Origin of the sequence: Helicobacter pylori (genome assembly GCF_003637665.1) — a bacterium.
Taxonomy (GTDB): Bacteria; Campylobacterota; Campylobacteria; order Campylobacterales; family Helicobacteraceae; genus Helicobacter; species Helicobacter pylori_CK.
On the sequence record NZ_MVWR01000004.1, the window covers coordinates 1 to 24,292 of the forward strand.

Below are 24,292 nucleotides of genomic sequence, written 5' to 3' on the forward strand. Positions count from 1 at the left end.
ATCGCTGATAATACTGCTCTTTTCAAGAGTGGGAATGTAGGTCGGTGCAGGGATAGGGAAATGTTTTTTTAGTCTTGCTTTTTATTTGATTTCATTATTGACTCATTGTTTTGTTTGTTTAGGGGTTATTTAGTTTTTTACGCTAAAGTTTCTCAGTTTCTGGAGATGAGAGGTATGGGCAATTAAGAAAATGGGTAGAGAATACCAACAATTAGGAGGTTTTTATGGTCGTAAATGTTTCAAGCATTCCTTTTCAAGGATTTTGGCACATGCAAATCCATCAGCAACATCTGCAAGTAAGATGGGATGTGCATGATGTGCACCAAATTTTAGAAGAATACCACTTCATTGGTTTAGCGGATTGGGAAGAGAGCAAAGGACAAATTAGAGATTTTTTAGAAGTGATGCGGGTGAATGACATTGTAGCCATCAAGCATGGACAACAATTTGTAGCGCTCGCACAAGTCATCGGCGGGGCGTATAACATTCACAAAGATCGGGCATTATGTGTTAGCGAAGAAGAAGACCCTTTAGTGGATTGGATACATTACAGGCGACCCGTTAAGATTTTAGATTGGGCAAAAGAGGGGCAGACGATCCCACAGGGTAGAGGCACTTTAAATAAGTGCGTAAGTCCGGGGACAGAAACCTCGCAAATCATTATGGGGTGGTATGAAAAGGTGCAAGAAGCCTTAAAAGCCAAAGGTGAAAGAGTTGTCTTAGTTTAAAAATCTCACATGTTACCCTTTGCAAGGGTGGGAATGTAGGTCGGTGCAGGGATTAGGGAAATGTTTTTTAGTCTTGCTTTTTATCTTATTTCATTATTGACTCATTGTTTTGTTTGTTTAGGGGTTTTTAGGGGTTTGGTTGTTTTATTATTTTATTCAAAGGTTTTAGGGTTAAGAAAACGAGTTTGAAAACAAAATAAAATCTGAAGCGATAAAATAAAACTTAAAATCATAACATAAGATCTAAAATCCAATTTTTTAGAAAGTTTAATACCTTTGGTGAGAAAAGAGTCCGCATCAATTAAACATGGATTTAAGAAAAAAGTTTTAATCTTTAGAGAATGTAATTATTTATAGAACTCTTATCTAAGCTTCTTTTAAAAGGAAGTTTATGAAGTTTTTTTAAAATCCCTAAACTGCACTTAAATTCTAAAGAGCACCAAGAAAATATTTTTAGAAAGTTTTATTCTTTAAAAAAGTTATCGCTTACAACTAATCTCTTTGGTTTGATTGTAAAAAACGCTTCTAGCTTTTTAGATTTTTATTCTTTATTCCGTTAGTGTTGCTTTTTTATTTCTTTTGTTTTTAAGTTGTTCTAGTTTGGGGTGTTGTGGGGTTTGCGTTTAGATTTTTAGAACCGATCTAAAAGAAAACTTTTTTCATCAAGTTTCTTTTTTAAAAAAGCCTAAAAATTTCTTAAACACTTCTTTGGGATCGAATGCATCACACACCTTGCACCCATACATGCCAATCAAAATCACAAGCCAGCTCACATACACCCAGCTCATCAAAAACCACAAAATAGAAACGCTCCCATAAAGCTCATGGTAAGTGCGGTTATACAACACATAATAAGTGAAAGCCCACTTTAACACATGCCAAGAAATGCTCGTAAAAAACACCCACAAAAACACCCAAAAATAATGCTTAAACACCTTATTCGTAGGAATGGTAAAAAGGATTAAAAAAAACGCATAAGTGCCTATCCATCGTAAAACATGCAACAGGCTTGAATCTTTATCTTCAAAAAAGATTTGGATCTTAATGTCAAAAAACACCACCAAAGGCAAAGCGAATAAAAACGCTAAGGTCGTGCCAAACCCCCAAAACAAAAAGATTTCCTTACCCTTAAAATGCGCATAATCTCTGGGCTTTGCTTGAAAAATTTTTGATGCAATGGAGCGGTAGTTTTCACAAAACAACACCAACGCCACCACAATAGACACCTCTTCAAGCGTGCCTAAGGTCATGTCCGTTTTTTTAAAGTTTTCCAAAAAATCCTTGATCGCGCCAATGAGTTTGGGGGCGTTAGGGAAAATCAAGGCTTCCATTTCACCGCTGTGCGCTTGCATATAGTTAGACACAAAAAGACTAAACACAAACAACAAAATGGGTGATAAAGACAAAATCGTATAAAAACTCAAGCTTGAAGCGTAGTAAAACAACTCGCTTAACCCCAAAAAGGCGTTTTGTAAGCGCATGGGGAAAATCATCTTAAAAAGGAAAAAAATCCCTCTAACGCTTTTAAAAAGTTCTCTCATTAATGACAGCTTGTCGCCATTTTCAAGCCATAAGAGAGCAGTTTTTCTATATCTTTTTTAGGGGCTTTGCCTTTGGTGGTCAAATAGTCCCCTAACACCACCGCATTGATGCCGTATTCAAAAAGCTTGGCTTCTTGTTTGTCGTTATCTTTAAATACCACTTCACGCCCTCCAGCCACCATAAGCCTAGCGTTAGGCAAAAACTCTTTGGCTAAAAGCACGCATTCTAGGGCTTCATCTGCGCTTAAAGTCTCTGCATCAACGGGTAAAACCGGGTTTTTAATGAAAAAATTAATCGGCGTGGTGTGCGGGGAGAGCGAAGCTAACGCCCTAAGCATTTCAATCCGATCTTCCCAGCTCTCATTAAGCCCAAAAATCCCCCCACTGCATAGCCCTAACCCCGCTCTTAAAGCGTTTTCGCATGTGATAAACCTTTCTTCCCATGTGTGCGTGGAGCAGATTTTGGGGAAGAAATTTTGCGAAGTTTCTAAATTATGGTTATAACTATGAATGCCTGCACCTCTTAAAAACTCTAATTGGTCTAAATCCGCACGCCCACAGCATGCGATTAAATGCAAGCCTAATTCTTCTTGATTGATCGCTTTGGCTAATTTAGCGATGTATTCGCATTTTTCATCGTCTAATTCGCGCCCTGAAGTAACCAAACAAAACCCTAAAGCCCCTAGCTCCCTTAACGCTCTAGCCTCTTGCAAAACCACTTTTTCATCTTTAAATTTATAGCGCTTGATCGCTCCTTGGTGGTGCGAACTTTGCGTGCAATAAGCGCAATCTTCTTTGCAATCCCCACTGCGCACATTGGAAATGGAGCATAAAAAAATCTCTTGCATAATCATTCCTTTGTTTTAAAAAAGTTGGTTTTTTTGAGATTGATTATAGCAAAGAAAAAGAAGCGCTTTGAAATCTAAAGGCTCTATTTTCATTAAATATAAAACTAAAACTTTATTTGATTTTAAATTTAAGTGCAAGCTCGCCCCCTAAAACTAATTTTAAAACTTTACGCTATAATTTCCCCACTTTTTCATTAAGGGATTTTATGCAAGACTATTCGTTTAAAGTTACCCCCCCCCCCCCAATCAGCCATAAAAGATCACGCGCTAAGTAACGCGCCCAATAATGAAAGCATAGAGCTACCCACCCACATCACAAGCAATTTAAAACAAGAGCTTAGAGATTATCAAAAGCAAGCGATACACAATTATTTAGAAAGACGAAAATTTAACCCAACTCAAAAACATTTCATGTTTGAAATGGCGACCGGTAGCGGTAAGACTTTAGTGATGGCGGGTTTGATTTTAGAATGCTACAAACAAGGCTATCAAAACTTTATCTTTTTTGTAAACAGCACCAGCATTTTAGAAAAAACGAAATTGAATTTTACAGACAGCGCCTCATCAAAATACCTTTTTAGTGAAAACATCAATATCAATATCAATGATGAAAACACAGAAAGTGAAAACATAGAAATTAAAAGCATCAACAATTTAAACGAGAGCCATAACAACGCTATCAATATCTATTTCAGCACCATTCAAGGCTTGTTTTCGTTATTCACTAAAGCTAAAGAAAACGCTATCACCATAGAGGATTTAAAAGATCAAAAATTAGTTTTTTTAGCGGATGAAGCGCACCATTTAAACACAGAAACCAAAAAGAAATTGAATGATAGCGAGGCTAGTGAAAAACGCAATTGGGAAAGCGTCGTGAAATTAGCCCTAGAACAAAACAAAGACAATTTATTGCTGGAATTTAGCGCCACTATCCCTAAAGAAAAAAGCGTTGAAGAAAAATATGAAAATTTAAAGGCGATCACTTACACCTTAAAAAAATTTAGCGAAGACAGATTTTGCAAAAACATCTACTCCCTTTCTTATGAAAATAAAGCCTTAGAAACGCGCTTTTTAGGGGCATGCGTTTCAAGTTTATACAAAGAATTACTAGCCCAACACCATAACATTGAACATTTTAAACCATGCATTTTGTTTAAAAGCGAAAGGATTGAAGAGAGTAAAGACAATCAAAAGCGTTTCAACGCCTTTTTGGAAAATCTAAGCCCTTTAGATTTAGAAAATTTTTTCAAATACAGCCACAACGCTTTTTTTAAAGACGCTAAAAACTTTTTTGATGGAAAAAACCACACCCCCAACCTTGCCGCATTCTTGCAAACGAAATTCAAAGAAAGCGTTCAGATCAACACCAATAACGAAAAAGAATTAGAAAAGAGCATGCTTTTATTGAACTCCTTAGAAGACAGGGATAACCCTAAAAGAGTGGTTTTTAGCGTGGACAAGCTCAATGAGGGTTGGGATGTGTTGAATTTGTTTGACATTGTCAGGCTTAAAAATAAAGCCAATCAAAAAGACACCATTAAAGACGCCCAACTCATAGGGCGAGGAGCGAGATATTACCCCTTTAGTTACAAGGATTTTAAACCAAATCGCATAGAGTTTTACCAACGCAAATTTGACCTCTCTAACCCCTTAAGCGCGTTAGAGAGACTAGACTACCATGCCATTTATGACAGCGAGTTTATCGCTCAATTAAAAAAAGAGTTACGAGATTTAGGTTTAGGATTTGAAAATGAAAAACAGACTATCCCTTTAAAACCCACCAAGCGTTTCAAATGCTACTATGCGAGCAACAAAAGAGAAAAAAATAAAAACTTATTTAATAAAGACTATACAGACCCTATTGAAGTCAAACTCACAAGTTTGCATATTCCCTTATTTGGTTCTGGCGTGCGTGAAAAAAAGGTGGATTTTAAAGAAGAAGATAAAGGCGATAAAACTTATTTTATACCCCATACCCTAGATAAAATCCCTATAAATTATTTTTTAAAAGCCCTGAATTTAAAAAAACTGGATTTTAAAAGGCTTAAAAAGGCTTTTAAAAAGCATGCTTTCAACAATAAAGTGGAATTTATAAAGCGATATATCTTTCCATTAGAAACAAACTTCCATAAAAACCAAAAGTTTGATGACAACAAAATCCTTTTAAAACTCGCTGTGTATCTCATTGAAAACCTAAAAGACACGCTTTTTAAAGAGCAAGATAAATACGATGTGAGCGCACTAGAATTAAAAGAATTTGAAACGCATGAAAGAAGCCTTAGCGTTAGCGAATTGGAAAAAGACACTTATGAATGGCTGCTTTTTAAAGACATGCGAAAATTAGACAGCGATTTAGAAAGGGAGTTTTTAGGTTTTATCAACGACCATAAAGAGGTTTTAGACAAGAAATTCAAAGAGTGGTGCGTTTTAAGGAACGATCATTTCGCTGAATTAAAAGTTTTTTGCAACATAAAAGGTTCTCGGTACCCGCAAGGTTTTGAGCCGGATTTTATCCTTTTCGCTCAAACGCATGAAGATGAATTTTTAGGATTCACTTGTTACATGGAAGTTAAGGGCGAGCATTTAGAGCATTCTAACGCTTGGAAAGAAGGATTTTTAGAAATGCTAGAAAACGCCACGCTCAAAAGCCACAACAAAAAGCTCCATTTAAAAGGCTTACCCTTTTTCACGCTCCATAATGGCGTAGTAAAAGAAAAATTTACAACCGCCTTCAATCAAATTTTTAAGGACCAAGAATGCTAAAAAACCTACTAGACACTTTAATCAATCATTTCACTAAAGAACGCTTAGAAACTCTAATCATAGAGCATGATGAAAGGCTTTTAATTTTCATGCTTGAGAATGAAAACGCTAACGGCTATAAAAAACACTTTTTTAAAACTATCGCCAACTCGCTCGTGTTTAATGAAAAGGCGTTATTAGAATGTTTAGAAACAAGAGAATTAGAAAATTCTTATACACGATTTAAAAATCAAATAGGCTTATATTCACAAGGACGCCCTATCAAATCCAGCGAACTAGTCGTTTTGAATTTCCCTTTTAAAGACAATGTTTTACTCGGCAACGCTAAAGATAACAACACCAAATCTAACGAGCTTTTTTACCATGAAATACTGCATAAAAGCAAAATTGACACGCTTTTACAAAAAAAAGTGTTGTGCCGTTTTGAAATGCATGGACAGGGCGATCTAGAAAACGCTTTAAAAGATGAAAACACGAACTACCTTATCAAAGGCAATAATTTGATCGCCCTTCATTCTTTAAAAAAGAAATTCGCTAAAAAAGTGAAATGCATCTACATTGACCCTCCTTATAATACGGGTAATGACAGCTTTAATTACAACGATAATTTCAACCACAGCTCATGGCTAGTGTTTATGAAAAACAGGCTTGAAGCGGCTAGGGAATTTTTAAGCGATGATGGCGTGATTTTTGTGCAATGCGATGACAACGAACAAGCTTATTTAAAAGTTTTAATGGATGAGATTTTTGGGAGAGAGAATTTTATTGCTTGTTTTGTGTGGGAAAAGACAAGTAATAGCTTATCAAGAATACGCATAAAAACAGAGTATATTTTGTGCTATGAAAAAACTAAATTTGGGCTTATTTTCAATGGGGATATGGCTGAAGAAGGACAAGATTTTCCTATTTTAAATGAAGTAAATGTAAAGAGAACTTTACAATTTCCACCAAATTCCATATATTTTAAAACCTTTAAGGGAGTGATTAAGCCTACAAAATTTAATAAAATGGAATTAATTGATGATTTAAGAATAGTAAATAAAACAAATTCAAACATGGTAAGAATTAACGCCAAATTTTTAAATGGACACAAGACAAGTTGGATGACGAAGTGAAAGAAGGCACAACTTTTGTGATAAAAAGCGATGAGTTTTCTATGAGATATATTAGAAAAGGCGATAGGGAAGTAAAGGCAAGCAATGTTTTTAATGCAGAATGTGGGGTTACCACAAATATAAAAGCTACAAGTGAAATAAAAGTCCTTTTTGCAAATTCAAATACCGATTTATTTTCAACCCCCAAACCCGAAGCCCTACTCCAACGCATTTTAGAAATTTCTACCAACGAAAACGATCTCGTGTTAGACTTTTTTGCTGGGAGCGGGACGACTTGCGCGGTGGCGCACAAGATGAAACGCCGCTACATTGGCATCGAGCAAATGGACTACATAGAAACGATCACCAAAGAAAGGTTAAAAAAAGTCATAGAGGGCGAGCAAGGGGGCATTTCTAAAAAATATAATTTTAAAGGGGGCGGGAGTTTTGTTTATGCTGAATTGAAAGAAGTGAATTTAGAAATTAAAAAACAAATCCTTAACGCTAACAGCGCGAGCGAATGCCTAAAAATCTTTAACGCTCTTAATGAGCGTTTTTTAAAACGCGCCGATTGTAAGATGGATGAAATCCATAGCGAAGAGTTCCACAATTTAGATTTAAACGAGCAAAAAAGGATTTGTTACGATCTTTTAGACTCTAACGAAGACTATTTGAACTTGGGCGATATTGACGAAGACGCATGGGGGATAGATGAAAGCACTAAAAAATACAATGAAATTTTTTATTCTTAAGTTTGATCATTCAACGCGCGCCACTTAACGCATCAAAACGCTACGCCTATTTAGTGGGCAAAAATAAACGATTAAAAATATTATTGTAGTATTCAAGCCAACCAACAAGGAGCAAAACATGAAAACCTTTAAAAACTGGCTCTGTTTTATCCTGATCGCTATGAGTTGGCTCCAAGCGGACATGCTGGATAATTTCACTAAGGCCATTAACAGCTACACCACTAAAAAGCTTAATGAAATCAAGGATCAAGTCAATAGCGCTAATCCTACTAAAAACCACAATACCACTCATAACGCTAATGGCATGCTCATTAACATTGATTGTAAAGTCTTAAAAAATAACTTCTATTCGGTGTGTTATTCTAGCGAGTTAAAAAACCCTATTTATGGCGTGAGCGTGTTGTTTGGGGATTTAGTGGATAAAAATAATATTGAAAAACGCTATGAGTTTAAGACGGACACACGATTAGCCAAATACCAACAAGCCACGACACAAGATTACACCAGAAGCGGTTTTGATAGGGGGCATTTTGTGGCGAATGACGCTTCTTTTGATTTTGCCTCTAACCCTTTAAGAGAGACTTACAGAACGACTAATATCACCCCTGAAGCCAAAAACACCAACAGGCATTCTGTTTTATTAGTGGAAAAAGAGGGCCGTAATTTGGCCAGGAAATACCATCAAGTTTTAGTAGAAGAGCTCACCATCATCAAATAGGGTTATAGAACCTCTAGCTCTAAAAATATCGCTATCCCTAGCGGATTTTGGTACCACTATGATATAAGCCTAACGGATAGCTATGAAAACGCTAAAAGCGAATGCTTTTATATCCCTAATGACAACCAAAACTATCCCTTACAAGAAATGAGAAGAGATTGTAAAGAATACGAGCGGGTTGAAAAGCAAGTGGTTTTTAAAAACAATAAAAACACTGAGTTGAATGAATTGCCTAAGTATCTTAACAACGCTAAGAAATATTAAAACCGCTCTTAAAATGCCCGTAAAACACCGGTATTTTGGATAAAAAGGTTTAAGAAAACAAATTTCTAAACGGCTTAAAACTGGTTTTTTATTAGAAGCGATAAGGGTTTTATGGGCGTTGGAGGAATGAGACAAGAATTATTATTACAATTATGGCAAACACAACAATGAATCCGGGTTTAAGATAATCTCTTATGGTTGTTTGCTGGTTGCTGGGTAAATCCATACTATCCATATGAAACAGCCTATAATCCATAAAAACAATCCAAATACCCCATTTCGCTCCTCGCACCCCTAAAAACAACAATATACAAAATTTTAAATTATTTTTTACATGAACTCCTGGAGTTTGTTCGCTTGCGCCATCCATTCTGCAAGGCTTTCATAATCGTTATTTTCTATCCAGACCTTAGCTTGTGCAATTTCTTTTTCGCATTTTTTAATCGCTTCTAAGACATTGTCTCGGTTTTGTTTGAAAATATCTTTCCACATTAAAGGCGAGCTTTTAGACAAACGGCTCATATCCCTAAAACCCCCACCCGCTAAGGATAAAATCATTTCTGGGTCATTTTGCTTTAAAACGCTATTAGCTAGAGCGTAGCTCAAAACATGGGGTAAATGGCTGATATAAGCCACATGGGTGTCATGCTCGCTAGATTTCATTTTAATCAAGCGCGCTTTAACGCCTAAAAAGATTTCTTTAGCGATCTCTACTTGCTCAGCCCCTGAATCTTCTAAATCGCACAATATCACCAAAGCGTTTTCATACAGCCCCTTAACGCTCGCTTTAGGGCCATAAAACTCTGTCCCACACATGGGGTGCGCGGCGATGAAATTTTGACGGATGCTTTTAGGGATATTGTGAATGATTTGCGCTTTTGCCCCCCCTAAATCAATAATCGTTGCACTTTTTTTAACGGGAGTCATTTTTTTCAAACATTCAATGATGCCCTCAACTGGAATAGCTAAAAAAATCACATCGCATTCTAAAATCTTTTCAAATTCCACGCATTCATCTACAAGCCCCAAAGTCAAAGCCAATTTAGCATGCAAGGCGTTATGATCATAGCCTATAACGCTTTTAAAACGCCCCCATTCTTGCAAGGCCAACCCTAAACTCCCCCCCATAAGCCCTAAACCAATAATGCCTGCTTTCATGCCAGATTCTAAAGCAAAGTTTTTTCTAACACTTCGGCGATGTTTTTCACCGCAACGATGTTTAAATTCTCTCGCACTTCAGCAGGGATCTCATCTAAATCCCTTTCGTAATTTTTGACAGGAACAAGAGCGATTTTAATGCCGGCTTTAAAAGCGGCGATCAATTTTTCTTTCAACCCTCCTATGGGTAAAACTTCTCCGCTCAAAGTCAATTCGCCCGTCATTGCCACTTCGCTTCTTGTAGCCCTATCGCACAAAATGCTCGCCATCACGCTCGCCATAGCGATCCCAGCGCTTGGGCCATCTTTTGGCGTAGCCCCCTCAGGGACATGCAAATGCAAATCATAAGCGTTATAAACTTTCAGCGCTTTTTTCTTTTTCTTATTCTCTGCATCGGTTTCACTAGGGATTTTAGGCGCTTTTAAGGTTTCGTTATCCAATAAGGCTTTGACAACAGAAAAAGCGATAATGGCGGATTCTTTCATCACATCGCCTAAGCTCCCGGTGAGTTTCAATTCCCCCTTGCCTCTAATCTTAAGCGCTTCAATTTTAAGCACATCGCCGCCCACTGGAGTCCATGCCAAACCATTGACGATACCGATTTTATTTTCCTCATCTATGGGGTCAATTTCAAACACCATGCGTTCTAAATACTCTTTAAGGTTGCTGGGCGTGACAGAGACGCAGAAATCTTTGTTTCCACCTCTTTTTTCGTTTTCTTCATTTTCGCCTTTTTTATCTCCGCTTTTTTGATCCTCACCTTTTTTGGTTCGCCCTTTTTTGTGCGGGTTATCTTCTAGGTATTTTAAAGCCACTTTACGCATAATCGTTGCGATCTGTCTTCGTAAATCCCTAACGCCCGCTTCTCTGGTGTATTTTTCAATAATGAGTTTCAAACACTCATGGCTAATATCCACTTCGCTAGGCTTTAAGGCGTGCTTTTCTAATTCTTGGGGGATGAGATAGTTTTTAGCGATTTCTTCTTTTTCATTAGGCGTGTAGCTGGACACGCTGATAAATTCCATTCTATCCCTTAAAGGCGCCGGGATTCTGTCAATATTATTAGCGGTAGCGATAAAAATCACTTGCGACAAATCAATGCTAAAATTCGCGTAATGATCCCTAAAAGCGATATTTTGCTCAGGGTCTAAGATCTCTAATAAAGCGCTCGCTGGATCGCCCCTAACGCTTCGATCCACCTTATCAATTTCATCTAAAACCATGACCGGATTCATCTTTTTGGCTTCAATGAGCCCTTGGACAATACGCCCGGGCATTGAGCCTATGTAAGTGCGTCTGTGCCCTCTTAATTCATTCACATCTTCTAATCCCCCTAAAGCGATTCGAACTAAAGGGCGCTCTATCGCTTTAGCGATAGAATTAGCCAAACTCGTTTTACCCACGCCAGGAGGCCCATAAAAGCATAAAATCGTGCCTTTAGCCTTGTCTTTTTTTTCTGGTTTTTTCTTGTGGCGCATTTCTAAGAGCTGCATGGTGGCAAAGTATTCTACAATACGCTCTTTAGGCCTTTTTAAGGAATAATGATCGCTATCCAATTGCTCTTTGACATGCTTAATGTCAAGCGCTTTTTTTTCATATTGCCCAAAAGGCACATCTAACATGGTTTCAATGTAATTTTGTAAAGTCGCGCTATCTGAACTATCCGCATGGGTTCGGCTCAGTCGGTCAATTTGCTTTTTAATCTCCTTAAACGCTTCTTCTTTCAAGAAAGGCTTGATGCTTTCTAATTTTTGGTAGTATTGGTTTAAATCTTCATCTCGCTGTTTGTCTGTGCCAAGCTCTTTTTGGATTTGTTTGAGCTGCTCTTTTAAGAAATATTCCTTATTGGTTTGCTCCATTTTTTGATGGACTTTGGATTTGATTTCTTTTTGGAGCTTTTGGGTTTTAGTCTCTTCTATCACAATATCAATCAAATCCAACAAACGCTGTTCGGTGTTGTTGTTCGCAAAAAGAGAATACGCTTGATCTTTTTTTAAATGCAAGGCCGCTGCGATTAAATCAGCGATGCGGTTAGGATCGTCATTGTCTTCTAAAGCCTTGATCAAATCCGGAGGGAAGAGTGAGCTGACATTGGCTAGAGTGATCACTTTTTCTTTTAACACTTCCACGATCGCTTGAATGTTTTCTTTATCGTATTCTAAATACTCAATAGGGCTTATTTGAGCTTCTAAAAAGCCTTGCTCGTTTTCTTTAGCAGGCTCTAAAATACGCCCCTTAGCGATGCCATTAAAGAGCAATTTCACGCGCCCATTAGGCATGTTGGCTTCACGCATCACTGAGCCTATCACCCCCACATCATAATAAGGGGCTTCATTATCGTTCAATTTGTCTTTTTGGCATGCAATAAAGACTAATGATTTATTGTTTTTAGCGTAAGCCACCGCCTTAATGCTCGCGTTATTTTGCAAAAAAATAGGAGCTATCATAAAGGGGTATAAAAAAGTGTCTTCTTCTACCAATAAAGGCAGAATTTTAGGAAAATCTTCAGTCATTTTTCATCTCTCTGTTATAAATTTGTATGGTTTTGAAATATCCTACCAATCAAAAATTAACACATACCAAGGCATGTGCGATGGTTTGGGTTTAGTCTCTTTTTCTAAAGTCTCATCTATCCTTTCTAAATAGCGTTTCACGCCCTCGGGCTTGTGGCGTTTTTTATAGACATTCGCGATCGCGCGATTGAGCTCATTTTGCCCTAAAATGAATTTGATTTGCATGTATTCTACATAGGGGCGGTAACGGCTGTTAGGGTATTTTTCTATAAATTCGCCTAAACTCACAATAGCGTTAGAAATAAATTCCTGGTCTTTAGAATGGTTTTTGAAAGCGTAATAATGCGATTGCAATTTTAAAAAGGTCAAATAATCCACATTGTCCTTAGTCCCAAAGCGCTTGATGTATTCATCAAAGTAAAAAGACGCTAAAACATACTCTTTCTTTTTCATGTGCGCTTGCCCTAAAGCTAGCATCGCCTCTGGGACAAGGGGGGAATTGATGTGTTCGCTCTGTAAAGAAGAATAGTAATTGTCCGCTGTTTCTAAATTAGCAAAAAGGATTTCTCTCAAAATCCCTTGATACCAAAAGATCGCCGGTTTGTTGTATTCATCTTTTTTTTTCTTTTTGTTCGCGCAACCGGTACCTATCACAATAATCGCCATTGCGATCAAAAGGAAAGTTTTAAAGTGTTTTAAACGCATGCCACCTGTCTTATAAAATTGAATTTTTGAATAATCATGGTTATTTTTTCTTATCTTTCTTATTCCCACCGAATAATGTCAGCACCATTTCTCCAAATCAAACCCAGCCGCACCAAAAACATTCCACCCATCGCTAAAATGAGATTTGCTGGGATTATTTTTCTTGATTTGTAGTTTTATTTTGCTCATTTCTTACTCCTTATTATATTTTATAATGATTCAGTTAAACTTCCATCATGGTTAAGTTATTGGGATTATACCCAAAACTAGCAAAAATTGATTTTACCAAAATTGTTTGATATAATACAGAGTTTAGTTTAGAAATCATTGAGCGCTGGTTTTAAGGCGGTCTTTTATTCTTTAAGGAGAAGATTTTGTGCTTTTTTAAAGGGAATGCAATCGCCTATGCTTTTTGATGTGAAAGCGCCTATATTAGGGTTTGAAACCATTCATAAAATGCACTTGCAAAAGGTTGATGAAATCTTTTTGCGTTTGAATAGTGCAGAAGACAATTCTGTCGTGTCTTTCACGCTGGTCAATCCCTTTGCTTTAAGAAAATACGAATTTGAAGTGCCTACCCCCTTAAAAATCCTTTTAGAATTAGAGGGAGCAAAGAGCGTTCTAGTCGCTAATATCATGGTCGTTCAAACCCCCATTGAGCTTTCCACCGTGAATTATTTAGCCCCTTTAATTTTCAATTTGGACAAGCAGCTCATGGGGCAAGTGGTTTTGGATTCTAACAAATACCCACACTACCATTTAAGAGAGAATATTCTAAGCCACACGCATGAATGATGCATGAGTGGTGTTTGAATAAAGCGTTTCTTTAAGCTTATGGTGCAATGCATCGGTGTTTTTGCAAATACAAGCGAGCGGTTTTCTTATGGTATAATAGCGGTTATTTTTTAGAATAACCAACGCTAAAAACAGCGCTTTAATTGAATCCAAAACAAGGAGTTTATTTTATGGAACAAAGCCATCAAAACTTACAATCCCCATTTTTTATAGAGCATATCTTACAGATTTTACCTCACCGCTATCCCATGCTCTTAGTGGATAGAATTATAGAGTTACAAGCCAATCAAAAAATTGTCGCTTATAAGAATATCACTTTTAATGAAGATGTGTTTAACGGGCATTTCCCTAATAAGCCCATTTTCCCGGGCGTTTTAATCGTAGAGGGCATGGCGCAAACGGGAGGGTTTTTAGCCTTCACTAGCTTGTGGGGGTTTGACCCTGAAATAGCCAAAACAAAAATCGTGTATTTCATGACGATTGATAAGGTTAAATTCCGCATTCCTGTAACCCCAGGCGACAGATTAGAATACCATTTAGAAGTCTTAAAGCATAAAGGCATGATTTGGCAAGTGGGCGGCACGGCTCAAGTGGATGGCAAAGTGGTCGCTGAAGCCGAATTAAAAGCCATGATCGCAGAGAGAGAATAAAAATGAGTAAGATTGCAAAAACAGCCATCATCTCTCCTAAAGCAGAGATTAATAAGGGCGTAGAGATTGGAGAATTTTGCGTGATTGGAGATGGCGTCAAACTAGATGAAGGCGTGAAACTCCATAACAATGTAACCTTACAAGGGCATACTTTCATTGGGAAAAACACCGAAATTTTTCCTTTTGCCGTGCTAGGCACACAGCCTCAAGATTTAAAATATAAGGGCGAATACAGCGAACTGATTATTGGAGAAGACAACCTTATTCGTGAATTTTGCATGATAAATCCCGGCACTGAAGGGGGGATTAAAAAAACCATTATTGGGGATAAAAACCTGCTCATGGCTTATGTGCATGTCGCCCATGATTGCGTGATTGGCAGTCATTGCATTTTGGCTAATGGTGTAACTTTAGCAGGGCATATTGAAATAGGCGATTATGTCAATATTGGCGGTCTTACCGCAATCCATCAGTTTGTGCGTATCGCTAAAGGGTGCATGATAGCCGGTAAGAGCGCTTTAGGCAAAGATGTGCCGCCTTATTGCACCGTAGAGGGCAATCGCGCTTTTATTAGGGGGTTAAACCGCCACAGGATGCGCCAATTATTAGAGAGTAAGGATATTGATTTCATCCATGCGCTTTATAAGAGGTTGTTTCGCCCTATTCCCTCTTTAAGAGAGAGCGCTAAATTAGAGTTAGAAGAGCATGCCAATAACCCTTTTGTAAAAGAGATTTGCTCTTTTATTTTAGAGAGTTCTAGGGGCGTGGCGTATAAGTCAAGCGAATATTCTAGCGAAGAAAAACAAGAGGAATAACATGAACGAAACGCTTTATTGCAGTTTTTGCAAAAAACCAGAATCCAGAGATCCCAAAAAACGCCGCATTATTTTTGCGAGCAATCTCAATAAAGATGTGTGCGTGTGCGAATATTGTATAGATGTGATGCATGGGGAATTGCACAAATACGACAGAATGGATTCTTTATTAACGCTCAAAAGAGACCGATTGAGGCGAATGGAATCTAATGCTTATGAAGAAGAGTTTTTGCTCTCTCGCATTCCAGCCCCTAAAGAGCTTAAGGCGGTTTTAGACAATTATGTGATAGGCCAAGAGCAGGCTAAAAAGGTTTTTTCCGTAGCCGTGTATAACCATTACAAACGCTTATCTTTTAAAGAAAAACTCAAAAAACAAGACAACCAAGACAGCAATGTGGAGTTGGAGCATTTAGAAGAAGTGGAGTTGAGCAAGTCTAATATTTTATTGATCGGCCCTACAGGTTCAGGCAAGACTTTAATGGCGCAAACTCTCGCCAAGCATTTGGATATTCCTATCGCCATTAGCGATGCGACTAGCTTGACTGAAGCGGGTTATGTGGGCGAAGATGTGGAAAATATCCTTACAAGATTGTTGCAAGCGAGCGATTGGAATGTCCAAAAAGCCCAAAAAGGCATTGTGTTTATTGATGAGATTGATAAAATCAGCCGTTTGTCAGAAAACCGCTCCATCACTAGAGACGTTTCTGGCGAGGGCGTTCAGCAAGCGTTGTTGAAAATCGTTGAAGGCTCTTTAGTGAATATCCCCCCTAAAGGCGGCAGAAAGCACCCTGAGGGCAATTTCATTCAAATTGACACGAGCGATATTTTATTCATTTGCGCTGGAGCGTTTGACGGGTTAGCTGAAATCATTAAAAAACGCACCACGCAAAATGTGTTGGGTTTCACTCAAGAAAAGATGAGCAAAAAAGAGCAAGAAGCGATCTTGCATTTAGTCCAAACCCATGACCTGGTTACTTACGGGCTTATCCCTGAGCTTATTGGCCGTTTGCCGGTTTTAAGCACGCTAGATAGCATCAGTTTAGAAGCGATGGTGGATATTTTACAAAAACCTAAAAACGCCCTAATCAAGCAATACCAGCAACTTTTCAAAATGGATGAGGTGGATTTGATCTTTGAAGAAGAAGCGATCAAAGAAATCGCTAGACTCGCTTTAGAGCGAAAAACCGGGGCTAGGGGCCTAAGGGCGATCATTGAAGATTTTTGTTTGGATATTATGTTTGATTTACCCAAGCTTAAAGGATCGGAAGTGCGTATCACCAAAGATTGTGTTTTAAAACAAGCTGAACCTTTGATCATTGCTAAAACGCATTCTAAAATGCTTCCTTAAAAAATACGCTTATAAATTTAATGATAAAGGATTAGAAAGGGCATGATTTTTAGCAAATTAATCGGTTTGTTTTCGCATGATATTGCCATAGATTTAGGCACGGCTAACACGATTGTGTTAGTCAAAGGGCAGGGCATTATTATCAATGAGCCTTCTATTGTGGCGGTGCGCATGGGATTGTTTGATTCTAAAGCTTATGATATTTTGGCAGTGGGGAGCGAGGCTAAGGAAATGCTAGGCAAAACCCCTAACAGCATCAGAGCGATTCGCCCCATGAAAGATGGCGTGATTGCCGATTATGACATTACCGCTAAAATGATCCGCTACTTTATTGAAAAAGCGCACAAACGAAAGACATGGATTCGCCCGCGCATCATGGTGTGCGTGCCTTATGGGTTGACAAGCGTGGAAAGGAATGCGGTTAAAGAGAGCACTTTGAGCGCGGGGGCTAGAGAAGTCTTTTTGATTGAAGAGCCTATGGCGGCCGCGATCGGGGCAGGCTTACCCGTGAAAGAGCCTCAAGGGAGTTTGATCGTGGATATTGGCGGAGGCACGACTGAAATTGGCGTGATCAGCCTTGGGGGGTTAGTCATCTCTAAAAGCATTAGAGTGGCCGGTGATAAATTGGATCAAAGCATCGTGGAATATATCCGCAAGAAATTCAATCTGTTGATAGGGGAGCGCACCGGCGAAGAGATCAAGATTGAAATCGGTTGCGCGATCAAATTGGATCCGCCCCTAACGATGGAAGTGTCAGGGAGGGATCAAGTGAGCGGGTTGTTGCACACGATTGAATTGAGTTCTGATGATGTGTTTGAAGCCATTAAAGATCAGGTGAGGGAAATCTCTAGCGCTTTAAGGAGCGTGCTTGAAGAAGTGAAGCCGGATTTGGCTAAAGACATTGTGCAAAATGGCGTGGTGCTTACCGGCGGTGGGGCTTTGATTAAAGGCTTAGACAAGTATTTAAGCGATATGGTTAAACTCCCTGTGTATGTGGGCGATGAGCCTTTATTGGCGGTAGCCAAAGGCACAGGGGAAGCCATACAAGATTTGGATTTACTCAGCCGTGTGGGTTTTAGTGAATAATGCATGCGTTTTTATTTTAAATTCCTTTGGCTTTTAGGGATTTTTCTTATTTTTTATTTTTTAGACTTTAAAGGCAGTTCTTCTTATATCAGCGACCGGATTAAAAACGCCTTGATGAGCGCTAAAAACAGCTTATTAGACAACATTCAAGCGTATTTTTTTCAAGCCCAAAACATTAAGGAATTTCAAAAAGAACGCTTGATTTTAGAAGCTTTAAAACTAGAAAACGCCGATTTGAAAGAGCGTTTGAATAGCGTTTATCCTTTAGAAAATCCAAAAATGACTTATACCCCTACTTTTATGACTTCATTCATCAGTTTAGAAGACACGCGCAGCGTCTCTCTCAACCCTATTGTAAATTTAGAAGAAAATAAGATTTATGGCCTTGTCTCTCACAATCAAGCCATAGGCATTGCCGTGCTAGAAAAAGGGCGCTTGAACGGGTTTTTGAACGCTCACAAGCGGTGCGCTTATAGCGTGATGATAGGCAAAAATCAAGTGCTAGGCTTTATAGGATCTAATTTCAAGCAAGAATTAGTCGTGGATTTTATTGTCCCAAGCGCTGAAATTAACATAGGCGATCAAGTGCTAACGAGCGGGCTGGATGGGATTTTTGGAGCGGGGGTGTTTGTGGGCGAAGTTTCAAGCATTGAAGATCATTACACTTATAAAAGCGCGGTATTAAAAAACGCTTTTTTAAGCGAAGCCAAACTTTTAAGGCATGTGTTTTTAAGCGATGTGAAAAACTAGCGCTCTATTCAAGGCTAATTCAAGCGCATTTTTAGCCCCTTTCAGTGAAACCACCCCTTGCTAAACAAGGAGCTTCCTAACCAAAGCATTCCATTGAATGCTAACACGAAAGGCTTTGTTCTTTAAAGTCTGCATGGATATTTCCTACCCCAAAAAGACTGGATATATTTTAACCTATTTTAGCTGTGAATATAGCCTAACGGCTAAACGCTTACATCTTGCGCCCTAAAGGACGGAGTTTTTCGCGCTAGTGGGATAAAATTTAGGCTATAAGGTCAGAAAAAAATCTTCTAGTTTCCCTTTTTTGATCCAATCATCTCTATAAAGCTCCGGCACTCTATCCTTATTTCCATAAAATTTTAAAACCACTCTGATTTTGAAATTTAGATCGTCTTTAGATCTAAAAACCTTATCTTTAAAAAGGTTTTTATATGGATCTGCCTTGCGTAGGCCACTAGTGTGTTCGGTCCCTTTAGGGTCAATGAAACAAATGATCTGCGTGTCGCCCTTTTGCAGCCAAAAGATAAAATCAGGGAAAAATTTCCTTTCTGTAGCGTTGTCTATATAAGGGATAAACAAATTGTCTAAATGCTCATCAATCTTGCTGAACGCCCAAAAATCATAGTTTTCTTGCAGCGCTTTTATGGTTTCAGTTTCTTGCAACTCTTTTAAGAAATCAATCTCGCTCTTTACTTTAACCACATGCTTAAGCCAATCGCAGTTTTTGGCTTTAATTAAAGGGGTGTAGTAATGCTCTTTGAGTTTTAACAGCTCGGCACCATCAACTTCAAAGGTTTTGTCTTGTTTGTGTTTTTCTGTATCATAAGGATCGATCTCGCCTTGCGCGATTTTTGTTCTTAAAGTTTCTTTATCCAAAGGCGCATACTCTTTCACTTCTTGGATGGTTTGAATCAATTTTTCTTTTTTATCCGCCCTAACTTGAATCCTTTTAAAATGCACGATTTTCTCATTATCTAGGGCGTTAAACTCGTCTTTAGGCACTTTTTGATTAGGGTATAGCTTGCCTTTGATTTCAGAAATCATGTAATCTAAATCTTTATAATGCCAAGTTGATACTTTTTTAAAATGCGCTGTTTGTATCATTTCTTTTAACAGCGTGTAATCTTTAGGGTCATAAATTTCATGCTTTAAAATAAAATGCTTTTCACTCATTAAATGAAAATACTCTTTTAAATCCTTAAAATTTTTTTCACTCATTTTAAACGAAGCGCTTGGAGAAATTTTAAGAGCGTTGGTTTGTTCTTTTCGGTAGCAAGGCACGAATAATGCGTGTTTTATAGGCGTTTTTTCTAATTTGATTTCACGCCAAGAACCTCTATTCTCACCCTTATTTTCGCTCTCTTTTTGGAACTTTAAAATCGCTTCAAGGCTTGCATGGTTGGTGGGTATCACAAAAAGCGTTTCTAACATTGCAGCGTTTGGTTTCAAGGCTTTTTTAATGGAAGGATCTATGTCTAAATACGCTAACCTTTGGCGTTGGTTTTTGACGCTTTCAATCCTTACGCCTCTGCCAAAAGATTGTTTCACCAGCTTTTTAGCGTCATCATCAAGCCCTATATTGAGAAATAAAATCACGCTAGGCCTTGTGCTGTCCCACCCGGTTTCAAAAGTGCGAGATCCCACTAAGATATTGATACTGCTCTTATCAATCTGGCTGAAATAGCTCTCTTCTTTAAAGCTTAAATTCTTGCTCACCACCTTCACGCTCTTTAATTTTTCATAAATCCATTCGGTAATATCGCCTATTTTAATCAAGCAAAAGACTTTATCGCTTGTGTTGAGCTTGAAAGCGATTTCTTGGTTGTTTTTAGGGTTAATAATGACTTCAATATGCCCGTTACTGGCATAAAAAACTGCTTCTTTTAAGCCTTTAAAATCCATGCTTTTTAAACCCTCTTTAAAAACCTTAACCTTGTAGTCTTGTTCTTTATCATCGCTAAAAAGAAATTCCGGATTCTTTAATTCCTCTAATAAATCTTCTTTAGCTTTTAAAAAATCGCCCTCATCGTCATTTTCAATCACGCGCGCTAAAGTTTTAAAAAAGATTTCCGCATCGCTGTTTTCAACATTCACAGAATGCGTGAACACGAGCATTAAAGGGTCGTAAAAATAGCCTTCTGTTTGATAGCGTTTTTGCATGCCCAAAAGCAATAACGCTTTTAAAAGAGCGATTTCTTTTTCCCTATCGTTTAAATCTTTTAATTCCTTAAAAGCGATTAAATTATTTTTCTTCAATAAAACAGACTCTTTGCCATAGCCAAGCTTCACCCACTCGCCCACGCTTAAATTATACACCGCAGTGATGAGATCGCTTTCTTCGGTGAAAGTGGCGCTGAAATTGAATAAAAACCCTTTTAAAGACAGCAGACTAAAAATCGCCTGTCTTTTGCTCTCAGACTTGTTCCCCTTATGCGCTTCATCTAAAATCACATAGTTTTCCCCATTATCCCAATAATCTTTATAATTTAAAAGGTTTTCCTTGCTTTCTTCATCATTCATTAAATCCGCGCGGTAATAAAAAAGAGCGATTTTTTCTATGAAAAAATCTTTTGGAGCGTGGTAAAAATCCTTATTCTTAACGCTTTTAAGACTTTTGAAATCAATTTGCTTAAAATAGTCCTTACCCCGGTTGTATTTTTCAATTTCTTTTTCAAATTGCTTGATCAAATGCTCATTCGCGCTAAAAAACATGATATTTTTCTTAGGGATTAAACCCATTCTTATAGCCACGCTTAAAAGCTCTACCAGTTTGATAATGACAATCGTTTTACCGCTCCCTGTGGCCATGTAAAAGGCTAAGCGGTTGATGAAATTTTCAAAACTCACGCAATGATTTTCCACCTTAAAATGATTCTTTAACAAAGGATGGAGTTTCTTTTTAGCGAAATCGCAATTAGCGAACGAATAATGCTTCTGGTAAAATGCGTAAAATTCTTTTTTACTCCCTTTGAAATCTTTAAAATAAGCGACAAGCATTCTAAAAGCGTTGATTAAAGCTTGCTGTTGGTAATCTAAAAGCTCCTTATTATTATCAAAGCTTTTAAAGTCTAACATTTCTAATGGCTCGTTAATCTCGTTAGTGTTCAATTCCTCTTCAGCGAGTTTTTGAGCGACAAAAATTTCATTATCGGTGGTTAAATCTTTTTTCTTTGCCATGATTTTTCCTTACCAGATGAGCGCTTCTTTTAAGGCTTTTAAGATCTCTACTTCTTTATCATTCCCTTTAAATTTCACCACTTTTTCATTGAAAAACTCCACTCCAACCCCCCATAAATTTTCTAAAGTCTCTTTAATATCCACGCCCATTTTTTCTAGCGCATCTAAATTGATCGTGTAAGACTCGTTTTTGCATCCCACTAAATCGCTGTATTGTTCATCATAAGCTAAGGGTTTGTCGTTGTCTTCATACTTGATTTTTCTTAAAATCTCTTCATAGCTTTCTAACGCATAAACTTTGATTGCCCCACCTCCATTAAATTCTTTAGCCGCACCGCTTTTAAAACCGCTTATAACCTTTTTAAGGCGTGGCAAAATCACGCTCTCAAAATGCTCCCCCATTTCAATACCGATATACTTTCTCTTAAGCTTGTGCGCCACCGCACAAGCCGTCCCGCTCCCGGCGAAAAAATCTAAAACGAGATCGTTTTCTTTGGTGGAAATTTCTAAAATTCTTGAAATTAGGGCTTCGGGTTTGGGGTTATTAAAAACTTTATTTCCATTAAATAGTTGCTTTATTTCAGCGTCTCCATTAAGATTGTAACCAACTTCTGATCCGTCCCAAAAAGTTGAAGATTTTCTACCTTCGGCTACTTCTGAAAGATAGCGTTTAGCCATAGGATTTTTACCATTAAAAACTATTCTATTATTTTGTTCCATATCTTTTAATGTGTCTATTGAATAACGCCAAAAAGTTCCGCTAGGGGGAGACCAAGTTTTACCATTTAGAAAAGTATAAGGGCTAAAATTATTACCGCTTTTTGCCCACACAGGGTCTAATTTGTAAAAACCATTTTCATCTTTTAATTTATATAAATTTGATTTATCAAACGGCTCATTACTAATAAGGTTTTTAGAAAAATTTTTGCAATAACATAGTATGTATTCAATATTTTTTGAAAAATTAGTAGCATCATTTTTAACTGAATGAAATTGTTTCCAAATAATACTCGCTACAAAGTTATCACCCCCCCCATTAAAGACTTCGTCCATGAGTGTTTTACAATAAGCCTGTTCGTTGTCATCAATGCTCACAAACATTACGCCCTTATCGTTTAAAAGCTTGCGCGCAAGCTCCAAGCGGTTTTCCATCATAGAAAGCCAACTGGAGCGCTTGAAATTATCCGCATAAACAAATTCATTGTTTTGCGTGTTATAAGGCGGATCAATATAAATGCAATCAATGGCTTCTTTATAGCGGTTTTTAAGGGAGTTTAGGGCTTGGTAGTTTTCGCTTTTAATGAGCGTGCCGTTGATTTCATTTCCACTAAATAAGCTTTTAACCTCTTCTTCTAAATCTTTAAAATAGAGAGTGTCTAGAGGCAAAAACTCGTTTTCTGTAATTTTTAAATTCAAGTCTTGCCATTCTTTAACTTGTTTGAGGTAGTTTGGGTGGTTTGTGATTTTATCCAAATCGTAGTTTTTAGCTTTCAATTTGTCTAGGCTTACAATGAAATGCGAGTTCAATACAAAGCGGGGTTTGTTCCAAATCTTACAGAGTTCGTTTTCAAATTCGCTCACTAACACAATCACTTCTAAAGCCACTTCTTTAATAATGTTGATCCCATTAAGGCGTTTGTGATCAAAATCAGTCATTTCTTTAAAAAGGTATTCAAACAAATACAAATCCAATTGCTCTTTTAAAAACCCTAGCGCGTTTTTATGAATAAAATAATCCATACTGCCTTGCTTTTTGAATTTGACAAACGCTTTTTTTAAAATCTCTTCATCAAGTTTGACGCCTTGATTGAAACATTTTTTTATGATTTCACTTATTTTTGTTTGAGTCCCCTTGCTGCTAAGAGTAACGCTAAAATTCAGGGTGTTAGTTTTTGTGTCTGTATCTTTTACTATATTTTTTAAATCAAAGACTAAATCCACTTTTTCATTATACTTTTTGCTTTCTAATAAAGAAGTGTCAAAGTTAAAAAGAATGTTTTCTAATTCAAAGCAAAAATCCTTATAGTTCGTTTCGCTTTTCACATAGTAAAGATCTTTAGTTTTATAAAATAAAGCGGTGTCTTTTTTAAGAGAGCATTTTTCATAATCGCTTTTGGTATAAAGGCTGTCATAAAGGGGCGTGTCGTTGAAATAAATCCCTCCATTAGCGCTCAAATAACGCTTGAAAAAGCTATAGAGTTTGTCAAACAATTCTTCTTTGAGATCGTTGTTGTTTTGGCATTTCAAATCAATGAGTTTTTTTAATTCTTGTTTTTTATGGTGGTAATACTGGCTTTTAGCCTTCATGAGATTGATCATGCCATTTTTCAGCGCTCTAGGGGTAGGATCTAAAAGGCTTTCTTGCTTATCTTCAATCTTAACGCCTATGAAAAGGTTTTCTAAAACTTCATAAAATTGCGCTTCGTTCGTTTTCATTATAACGCTCCTTAAAAATATGGAAAGTATTATAACAAAGCCCACCCATTAAGCGCTACAATACCCCATGCAAAAAAAGATTTTTTTACTAGAAGACGATTACCTTTTGAGCGAGAGCGTTAGGGGGATTGGCTTATTGAAATTTTAGATT

17 protein-coding genes and 2 pseudogenes are annotated in these 24,292 nt (G+C 37.5%); 11 read left to right on the plus strand and 8 right to left on the minus strand.

Translation table 11 applies throughout. The features are described from left to right. Nucleotides 1–224: 224 nt before the first annotated feature. On the plus strand, nt 225–728 hold the full coding sequence (locus EAL49_RS03885; protein WP_120829068.1) for a pyruvate kinase: 504 nt from the start codon (nt 225–227) through the stop codon (nt 726–728). Between the two features lie 662 nt (nt 729–1,390). Here the strand turns inward: EAL49_RS03885 and EAL49_RS03890 are convergent. Together EAL49_RS03890 and EAL49_RS03895 are read right to left on the minus strand one after the other, a co-directional pair. Next, complete coding sequence (locus EAL49_RS03890; protein ID WP_120829070.1) at nt 1,391–2,269, minus strand: YihY/virulence factor BrkB family protein; 879 nt, start codon at nt 2,267–2,269, stop codon at nt 1,391–1,393. Next, nucleotides 2,269–3,117: a biotin synthase gene (locus EAL49_RS03895; protein WP_120829072.1), complete on the minus strand. Its 849-nt coding sequence runs from the start codon at nt 3,115–3,117 to the stop codon at nt 2,269–2,271. The genes EAL49_RS03890 and EAL49_RS03895 overlap by 1 nt, the downstream gene beginning before the upstream one ends. Before the next feature lie 116 nt (nt 3,118–3,233). Here EAL49_RS03895 and EAL49_RS08420 point away from each other — a divergent pair, with 116 nt between their 5' ends. The 4 genes and pseudogenes from EAL49_RS08420 to EAL49_RS03915 all read left to right on the plus strand — a co-directional run bounded on the left by EAL49_RS08420 (nt 3,234) and on the right by EAL49_RS03915 (nt 8,708). Then, nucleotides 3,234–3,392 carry a type III restriction endonuclease subunit R gene (locus EAL49_RS08420; protein ID WP_120829074.1) on the plus strand — a complete coding sequence of 53 codons (159 nt, stop codon included), beginning with the start codon at nt 3,234–3,236 and terminating at the stop codon, nt 3,390–3,392. Beyond that, nucleotides 3,370–5,880, plus strand: coding sequence for a DEAD/DEAH box helicase family protein (locus EAL49_RS03905; RefSeq protein ID WP_240461647.1), 2,511 nt, complete (start codon nt 3,370–3,372; stop codon nt 5,878–5,880). The genes EAL49_RS08420 and EAL49_RS03905 overlap by 23 nt, the downstream gene beginning before the upstream one ends. After that, nucleotides 5,874–7,726, plus strand: a pseudogene (locus tag EAL49_RS03910) (DNA methyltransferase). Before EAL49_RS03905 ends, EAL49_RS03910 begins: the two are co-directional and overlap by 7 nt. Before the next feature lie 118 nt (nt 7,727–7,844). After that, nucleotides 7,845–8,708, plus strand: a pseudogene (locus tag EAL49_RS03915) (DNA/RNA non-specific endonuclease). A 330-nt stretch (nt 8,709–9,038) separates the two neighbouring features. Here EAL49_RS03915 and EAL49_RS03925 read toward each other — a convergent pair. The 3 genes from EAL49_RS03925 to EAL49_RS03935 are packed head-to-tail and all read right to left on the minus strand — an operon-like array spanning nt 9,039 to nt 13,084. After that, nucleotides 9,039–9,866 carry a prephenate dehydrogenase gene (locus EAL49_RS03925; protein WP_120829078.1) on the minus strand — a complete coding sequence of 276 codons (828 nt, stop codon included), beginning with the start codon at nt 9,864–9,866 and terminating at the stop codon, nt 9,039–9,041. 8 nt (nt 9,867–9,874) lie between these two features. Continuing rightward, entirely contained in the window at nt 9,875–12,379 is a 2,505-nt protein-coding gene (gene lon / locus EAL49_RS03930) for an endopeptidase La (protein WP_120829080.1), read from the minus strand. 42 nt (nt 12,380–12,421) lie between these two features. Continuing rightward, nucleotides 12,422–13,084, minus strand: coding sequence for an outer membrane protein assembly factor BamD (locus EAL49_RS03935; protein WP_120829082.1), 663 nt, complete (start codon nt 13,082–13,084; stop codon nt 12,422–12,424). 405 nt (nt 13,085–13,489) lie between these two features. On the opposite strand from EAL49_RS03935, the gene fliW reads away from it, so the two are divergent. Continuing rightward, complete coding sequence (fliW, locus tag EAL49_RS03940; RefSeq protein WP_001915750.1) at nt 13,490–13,879, plus strand: flagellar assembly protein FliW; 390 nt, start codon at nt 13,490–13,492, stop codon at nt 13,877–13,879. Here fliW and EAL49_RS03945 read toward each other — a convergent pair. Continuing rightward, on the minus strand, nt 13,859–14,032 hold the full coding sequence (locus tag EAL49_RS03945; protein ID WP_240461645.1) for a flavoprotein oxidoreductase: 174 nt from the start codon (nt 14,030–14,032) through the stop codon (nt 13,859–13,861). The genes fliW and EAL49_RS03945 overlap by 21 nt on opposite strands. A gap of 17 nt (nt 14,033–14,049) precedes the next feature. Here EAL49_RS03945 and fabZ point away from each other — a divergent pair, with 17 nt between their 5' ends. From fabZ to mreC, 5 genes are read left to right on the plus strand one after another with little or no spacing between them, the layout of a single operon-like run. Beyond that, the gene (gene fabZ / locus EAL49_RS03950) at nt 14,050–14,529 is read left to right on the plus strand and encodes a 3-hydroxyacyl-ACP dehydratase FabZ (protein WP_120829084.1); all 480 of its coding nucleotides are present in this window, start codon (nt 14,050–14,052) and stop codon (nt 14,527–14,529) included. A 2-nt stretch (nt 14,530–14,531) separates the two neighbouring features. After that, entirely contained in the window at nt 14,532–15,344 is an 813-nt protein-coding gene (lpxA, locus tag EAL49_RS03955; RefSeq protein ID WP_108379107.1) for an acyl-ACP--UDP-N-acetylglucosamine O-acyltransferase, read from the plus strand. 1 nt (nt 15,345) lies between these two features. Continuing rightward, a complete protein-coding gene (gene clpX / locus EAL49_RS03960; RefSeq protein ID WP_120829086.1) occupies nt 15,346–16,692 on the plus strand; it encodes an ATP-dependent protease ATP-binding subunit ClpX in 1,347 nt (448 codons plus the stop codon). 42 nt (nt 16,693–16,734) lie between these two features. Next, entirely contained in the window at nt 16,735–17,778 is a 1,044-nt protein-coding gene (locus EAL49_RS03965; RefSeq protein WP_000577760.1) for a rod shape-determining protein, read from the plus strand. A gap of 3 nt (nt 17,779–17,781) precedes the next feature. Continuing rightward, on the plus strand, nt 17,782–18,528 hold the full coding sequence (mreC, locus tag EAL49_RS03970; RefSeq protein WP_120829088.1) for a rod shape-determining protein MreC: 747 nt from the start codon (nt 17,782–17,784) through the stop codon (nt 18,526–18,528). Nucleotides 18,529–18,795: 267 nt separating this feature from the next. On the opposite strand, the gene EAL49_RS03980 is transcribed toward mreC, so the two are convergent. Together EAL49_RS03980 and EAL49_RS03985 are read right to left on the minus strand one after the other, a co-directional pair. Continuing rightward, the gene (locus EAL49_RS03980) at nt 18,796–21,705 is read right to left on the minus strand and encodes a DEAD/DEAH box helicase family protein (RefSeq protein ID WP_120829090.1); all 2,910 of its coding nucleotides are present in this window, start codon (nt 21,703–21,705) and stop codon (nt 18,796–18,798) included. Nucleotides 21,706–21,714: 9 nt separating this feature from the next. Beyond that, nucleotides 21,715–24,141 (minus strand): site-specific DNA-methyltransferase, encoded by a 2,427-nt coding sequence (locus EAL49_RS03985; protein WP_120829092.1) that lies wholly within the window; start codon nt 24,139–24,141, stop codon nt 21,715–21,717. Nucleotides 24,142–24,292: the final 151 nt, after the last annotated feature.